This is a genomic window from Microbacterium sp. H6, assembly GCF_003314775.1.
Taxonomy (GTDB): Bacteria; Actinomycetota; Actinomycetes; order Actinomycetales; family Microbacteriaceae; genus Microbacterium; species Microbacterium oxydans.
In genome coordinates, this window is record NZ_QOAY01000066.1 from 29,202 (window position 1) to 35,586 (window position 6,385).

At 68.6% G+C, this 6,385-nt stretch carries 7 protein-coding genes; 6 read left to right on the top strand and 1 reads right to left on the bottom strand.

Features of this window, described 5'->3' with window-relative positions; all coding sequences use genetic code 11:
• The 5 genes from DSP71_RS23130 to DSP71_RS04645 all read left to right on the top strand — a co-directional run.
• On the top strand, positions 1-455 hold a 455-nt coding region (locus DSP71_RS23130; protein ID WP_258546265.1), incomplete at its 5' end, for a CdaR family transcriptional regulator.
• Between the two features lie 91 nt (positions 456-546).
• On the top strand, positions 547-1,467 hold the full coding sequence (locus DSP71_RS04630) for an ACP S-malonyltransferase (RefSeq protein WP_058631872.1): 921 nt from the start codon (positions 547-549) through the stop codon (positions 1,465-1,467).
• Positions 1,464-2,465 carry a beta-ketoacyl-ACP synthase III gene (locus tag DSP71_RS04635; RefSeq protein WP_058631871.1) on the top strand — a complete coding sequence of 334 codons (1,002 nt, stop codon included), beginning with the start codon at positions 1,464-1,466 and terminating at the stop codon, positions 2,463-2,465. The genes DSP71_RS04630 and DSP71_RS04635 overlap by 4 nt, the downstream gene beginning before the upstream one ends.
• A 68-nt stretch (positions 2,466-2,533) precedes the next feature.
• A complete protein-coding gene (locus tag DSP71_RS04640) occupies positions 2,534-2,782 on the top strand; it encodes an acyl carrier protein (protein WP_017202249.1) in 249 nt (82 codons plus the stop codon).
• 97 nt (positions 2,783-2,879) lie between these two features.
• Positions 2,880-4,118, top strand: coding sequence for a beta-ketoacyl synthase (locus DSP71_RS04645; RefSeq protein WP_046749123.1), 1,239 nt, complete (start codon positions 2,880-2,882; stop codon positions 4,116-4,118).
• Positions 4,119-4,259: 141 nt separating this feature from the next.
• Here DSP71_RS04645 and DSP71_RS04650 read toward each other — a convergent pair whose 3' ends face one another.
• Positions 4,260-4,925 (bottom strand): YitT family protein, encoded by a 666-nt coding sequence (locus tag DSP71_RS04650; protein ID WP_113680471.1) that lies wholly within the window; start codon positions 4,923-4,925, stop codon positions 4,260-4,262.
• A gap of 95 nt (positions 4,926-5,020) precedes the next feature.
• Between DSP71_RS04650 and DSP71_RS04655 the strand changes: the two genes are divergently transcribed.
• Positions 5,021-6,385: PLP-dependent aminotransferase family protein (locus tag DSP71_RS04655; protein WP_147251196.1), on the top strand; the 1,365-nt coding region annotated here is incomplete at its 3' end.

A 6,385-nucleotide genomic window follows, 5' to 3' on the forward strand; every position in this document is an offset into this window, starting at 1 on the left:
TCGTGCTCGGACCGGAGGTCGCCGCACTCGTCGATGCGAGCCAGAGCGCCCGTGCCGCTCTCGCCGGTTTCGCGGTCGCCCGTGCATGGCGCGGTGCTCCCCGCCCGGTCGAAGCCGACGACCTGCTGCCCGAGCGCGCCCTCGCCGGCGACCCGCTCGCCAAGCAGACCCTCATCGAACGCATCTTCCGCCCGTTGCAGGCCCACTCGACCGACCTGGTCACCACGCTGTGGAGCTACCTCGACAACGGGCGCTCCCTCGAGGCCACGGCACGCGAGCTCTTCGTGCATCCCAACACCGTGCGATACCGCCTGAAGCGCGTCAGCGAGGTGATCGGCTGGGATGCCACCGGTCCCCGCGAGGCCCTCATCCTGCAGACCGCGCTGATCCTCGGCTCGATCGGCGCCGCAGACCAGGTCCGTCGACGCGCACCGCTTCGCCGCCCTCCGCGCTGAGTCGGCTTTCTGTACGCCACACACAAGGGTTTTTCGGAATCTTGTGATGGATCATCCACCGCTTCGCCCCGATCGTTGGCAGACTGGGTGGGTGATTGTCGTCGTATGCCCTGGACAGGGCTCGCAGACCCCCGGTTTCCTCGCCCCCTGGCTCGAGCTCGACGGAGTGGCAGACCGCCTCGCCGTGTACTCGGACGCCGCGGGGGTCGACCTGATCGAGCACGGGACGGTGTCGGACGCCGACACGATCCGGGACACGCGCGTCGCGCAGCCCCTGATCGTCGCCGCGTCGCTGATCGCCGGTGACGCACTGACGCAGCGAGCCGGACGCCGCGCCGACGGGATCGCCGGTCACTCGGTCGGTGAGATCGCCGCGCTCGTCGGCAGCAACGTGATCGATGCCGACACCGGTATGCGCCTCGTGGGCATCCGCGGGCGGGCGATGGCTGATGCCGCGGCGCAGGAGCAGACGGGTATGAGCGCCGTGCTCGGAGGCGACGAAGACGCTCTCCTCGCGCGCCTCACCGAACTCGACCTCTCGCCCGCCAACTACAACGGCGGCGGCCAGATCGTCGTCGCCGGTGCCCTCCCCGCACTCGCCGCACTCGCGGAGGAGCCGCTCAAGGGCACCCGCGTGGTCCCGCTGCAGGTCGCCGGAGCGTTCCACACGCAGTACATGGCTTCCGCCGTCACAGCCCTCCGTGACGCCGTCGCCGACGTCACGCCGGCAGATCCCGACATCACCCTGTGGACCAACCGCGACGGCTCTGCCGTCACGGACGGCCCGCAGGCGCTGAGCTTCCTCGTCGACCAGGTGTCGTCGCCGGTGCGATGGGACCTCTGCATGCAGTCGTTCGCCGAAGCCGGCGTCACCGGTGTGATCGAACTGGCCCCGGCCGGCGCTCTGGTGGGTCTCGCCAAGCGCGGCCTCCGTGGTGTCCCCACCGTCGCCGTGAAGACCCCTGAAGACCTCGATGCAGCAGTCGCGCTGCTGAACGGAGAAGCCGCATGAGCGTCACCCTCGCCCAGCTCACGGGTCCCGCGTACACGCGCATCTACTCGTACGGCGCCGCCCGCGGTGAGAACGCCGTGCCCAACGAGGACCTGATCGGCCCGATCGACTCCAGCGACGAGTGGATCCGTCAGCGCACCGGCATCGTGACGCGCGCTCGCGCCGACAAGGGCACGGACGCGATCGACCTGGCCACCGCCGCGGCTGCCGAGGCGATCGAGAAGTCGGGTGTTCCGGCAGATCAGGTCGACCTGGTGATCGTGGCGACGATCAGCAACCCCAAGCAGACCCCCTCGGTCTCGGCGATCGTCGCCGATCGCGTCGGAGCGAATCCCGCTGCCGCGTACGACATCAACGCCGCCTGCGCCGGATACGCCTACGCGATCGCCCAGGCCGATGCGCTGATCAAGGCCGGGGCCGCCCGCTACGCGCTGGTCATCGGTACAGAGAAGCTCTCCGACGTCGTCGACCCGACCGACCGCAGCATCTCGTTCCTCCTCGGCGACGGGGCGGGCGCCGCACTGATCGGTCCGAGCGACACGCCCGGCATCGCCCCCGCCGTCTGGGGATCCGACGGTTCCAAGGCCGACGCCGTGGGAATGAACGGCACCCTCACCGACTTCCGCGACGGCGTGGTTCCGTGGCCGACCCTGCGCCAGGAAGGTCCCACCGTCTTCCGCTGGGCGGTCTGGGAGATGGCGAAGGTCGCGCGCGAGGCACTGGACAAGGCGGGTGTGGAGCCGGCCGACATCGCCGCCTTCATCCCCCACCAGGCCAACATGCGGATCATCGACGAGTTCGCCAAGCAGCTGAAGCTGCCGGAGACCACGGTCATCGCGCGCGACATCGAGACCACGGGCAACACGTCGGCCGCGTCCATCCCCCTGGCCAGCCACCGTCTGATGGCCGAGCACCCCGAGCTTTCCGGTGGACTCGCGCTGCAGATCGGATTCGGTGCGGGACTCGTGTTCGCCGCACAGGTCGTCGTCCTTCCCTGAGAATGCGCTGACTTTCCCTAGACTGTTCCACGGTTCCGAAAACAACCCGCAAGAAAGAGGAAGACCACATGGCTTTCACCAACGACGAGGTCCTCGCTGGCCTCGCAGAGCTCATCACCGACGAGACCGGCATCAACGCTTCCGAGGTCGCCCTCGAGAAGTCGTTCACGGACGACCTCGACATCGACTCCATCTCGATGATGACGATCGTCGTCAACGCCGAGGAGAAGTTCGGCGTCACCATCCCCGACGACGAGGTCAAGAACCTCAAGACCGTCGGCGACGCCGTCAACTTCATCGTCGCGGGCCAGGAGTAATCCCGGCAGGATGCCACCCCCGCACCTCGCGGGGAGTGGCATCCGCCGACCTGCCCTCTCACCCGTTCGACTTCGTTTCGACAAGGAACCACACCCCATGACCAAGCGCATCGTCGTCACCGGCATCGGCGCCACCTCCGCCATCGGCGGCACGGCCCCGGAGAACTGGACGAACCTGCTTGCCGGCATGTCCGGCACCCGCACGCTCGAACACGACTGGGTGCAGCAGTACGAGCTGCCCGTCACGTTCGCCGCCGAGGCGATCGTCCGCCCGGAAGAGGTCCTCCCCCGGCATGAGGCCAAGCGCCTCGACCCCTCGTCGCAGTTCGCGTTGATCGCGGCGCGCGAAGCCTGGGAGGATGCAGGTTCCCCCGAGGTGGCTCCCGAACGGCTCGGCGTCGACTTCGCCACCGGGATCGGCGGCCTCTGGACGCTTCTCGACGCATGGGACACCCTGCGCGAGAAGGGTCCCCGTCGGGTGATGCCGCTCACGGTCCCGATGCTCATGCCGAACGCCGCTGCGGGCAACCTGTCGCTGCAGTTCCATGCACGTGCCTACGCGCAGACCGTGGTCAGCGCCTGCGCGTCCAGCACCGAGTCGATCATCCACGCTCTCCACCACCTGCAGGATGGCCTCGCGGACGTGGTGATCGCCGGTGGCACCGAGTCGGCGATCCACCCCATCACGATGGCCTCCTTCGCCTCCGCGCAGGCGCTGTCCCGGCGGAACGACGACCCGGCCCATGCCTCCCGCCCCGGTGCGATCGACCGCGACGGGTTCGTCATGGGTGAGGGCGCCGCCGCACTCATCCTCGAGACCGAGGAGCACGCGAAGGCACGCGGGGCCAAGATCTACGGGTATGTGCTCGGCGGCGGAGTCACAGCCGACGCCTACCACATCACCGGGAACGACCCCGAGGGGAACGGTGCGGCACGAGCCGTGACCCAGGCCCTCGACGAGGCCGGCGTCACCGCCGACCAGGTCACGCACATCAACGCGCACGCGACGTCGACGCCGGTGGGCGACCCGAACGAGTACGTCGCGCTCAAGAAGGTCTTCGGCGAGCGGATCGACGAGATCCCGGTCTCCGCGACGAAGGCTTCGACCGGACATCTGCTGGGCGGCACCGGCGCGCTCGAGGCGATCTTCTCGCTCCTCGCCCTGCGCGACCGCGTCGCACCTCCGACGATCAACATGACGGAGCCGGACCCCGCGGTCCCGTTCCGTCTCTCGGGCGAAGCCACGCCTCTCGGCGACGGCCCGCAGATCGCGATCAGCAACTCCTTCGGCTTCGGCGGACACAACGCGGTCCTCGTTCTCGCCAGCGCCGACTGATACGCCACGCACACGAAGAGCGGCCCTCGGGATTCCGAGGGCCGCTCTTCGCGTATGCATGAGGATCACACGGATGCATGAGTATCCACCGGTACTCGGTCATGCCCGTATGCACAGGTCATGCAGATGCGCACGGATCCGTCAGGCGGAGCGGAGGCTCCCGAGCTTTCGCGAACGGGTCTCGCGCATCCGGGTGATGCGCGGGAGGAACCAACCGATCAACGGACCGACGCCGAAGGCGAAGAGGACGGTTCCTACTCCGACGGGGCCTCCGAGGAGGAAGCCGACGAGCAGCACGCTCCCCTCGATCAACGTGCGCACCAGCCATACCGCCCAGCCTGTTCGCCGAACGAGTCCCGTCATCAGGCCGTCACGAGGGCCCGGGCCGAAGTCGGCAGCGATGTAGAGGCCGGTCGCGAAGGCCAGCAGCAGCAGCCCGAAGACGAACATCGGAGCGCCGATCCATACCGAGGGCGGCTGCGGGATCAGGGCGAGCGCGAGGTCCGCACTCGGGCCGACGAGCAGGGCATTCAACACGGTGCCCAGCCCCACGCGTTGGCGCAACGGGATCCAGAGCAGGAGGACGACGATCGAGACCAGCACGGTCATGACGCCGTATCCGAGCCCGGTCTGCTCCGCGAGACCGAGTGCCAGCACGTCCCACGGTGCCACTCCGATGCCACCGCGCACCATGAACCCGAGCGCGACGCCGTAGAAGAACAGACCGACGAGCAGCTGCACGAACCGCTCGACGAGGTCACGCCGACTGGTGGCGGTCACGGGGAGGAGCACGGAACGGAGGATCATCCCTCCACTCTGGCCCCTGTCCCCCCATCCGAAGCGATACCACTCACCGCAAAGTGGCCTGCGTAGATCAGTCCACTTTGCGTCATGCTGGACATATGGGATCACGTCTCGTCGAACAGCTCGGGGTGCACAACGTCGCCGGCGCCACGGCATCGGCGCTCGCAGACCAGATCAGGGCGCTGATCCTCGACGGCCGCCTCACCGTCGGCGAGCGTCTCCCGAGTGAGCGCGCCCTTGCGCTCGAGCTGCGCCGTTCTCGCTCCACGATCACTCGCGCGTACGGCATCTTGGAATCGGACGACTACGTCTCACGCCTGCACGGGGGAAGCACGCGCGTCACCCTCCCGAATGGACACACTGCTCCTAGAGCCGAGGCCGACGACGAGTCGATCGACCTCTCCATCGCGTCAATGGACTCGACGCCGGGGTTGTACGACGCGACCGTGCGGTCGCTGCCCCGTCTCGCGGCGCTGCGCGGCACCAGCGGGTACTCGCTCCGCGGACTCCCCGAGCTGCGCGAGGCGGTCGCTCAGCGCTTCCGCGATCGGGGTGCACCGACGTCGGCCGACGAGATCATCATCACCTCCGGAGCGCTCAATGCGATCAATCTGATCCTCGCGGCGATCGGGCGTCGCGGAGAGAAGGCGCTGGTGGAGCAGCCGACTTTCCCTCACGCGCTGGAGGCCCTGCACCGCCACGGGTACCGGCTTGTTCCGACGCCCGTGGATGCCGACGGGTGGGATGCCAGGCACCTGAACGAGACGCTGCTCAGCGCCCGGCCGCATGTCGCCTACCTCATCCCCGACTTCCACAACCCGACCGGAGCGACCCTTCCCGATGACGAGCGGTCGCGGATCACGACCACAGCCCGCAACGTGGGTACCCACCTCATCGTCGACGAGACGACCACCGAACTCGACATCGACCGGGGATGGTCACCGACTCCGATGGCCGCGGGCGGGCCCAATGTGATCACCGTCGGATCGATGTCGAAGATCGCCTGGGGCGGGATGCGCATCGGCTGGATCCGTGCGGAGTGCTCCGTCATCGCGCGGCTGCTCGCCGTGCGCCCCTCCTTCGAACTCGGCACGGCCCTGCTCGAGCAGTGCATCGCCGTCGAACTCCTCGCCGACATGTCGGCGCTCACAGCGCATGTCCGTCGACGTCTGCACGCCGGACGCAGCGCCGTCGAGGAAGGGGTGGCCGCCATCCCCGGGTTCCGGATGCCACATACGCCTGGCGGACTCTCCGCCTGGGTCGACATCGGCGCACCGCTGTCGACCCAGCTCTCTCTCGCCGCCCGCGAAAGGCAGCTCGTCCTTCCTCCCGGCCCCCGCTTCACGACGGGCGGAGTGCTCGAACGCCGACTGCGCATCCCCATCACGCTGCCCCCCGAGCGCATGTCGGAAGCGATGCGGCGGTTGTCCCTGGCCTGGGACGACGTGCGCGGCGGGAGCCCG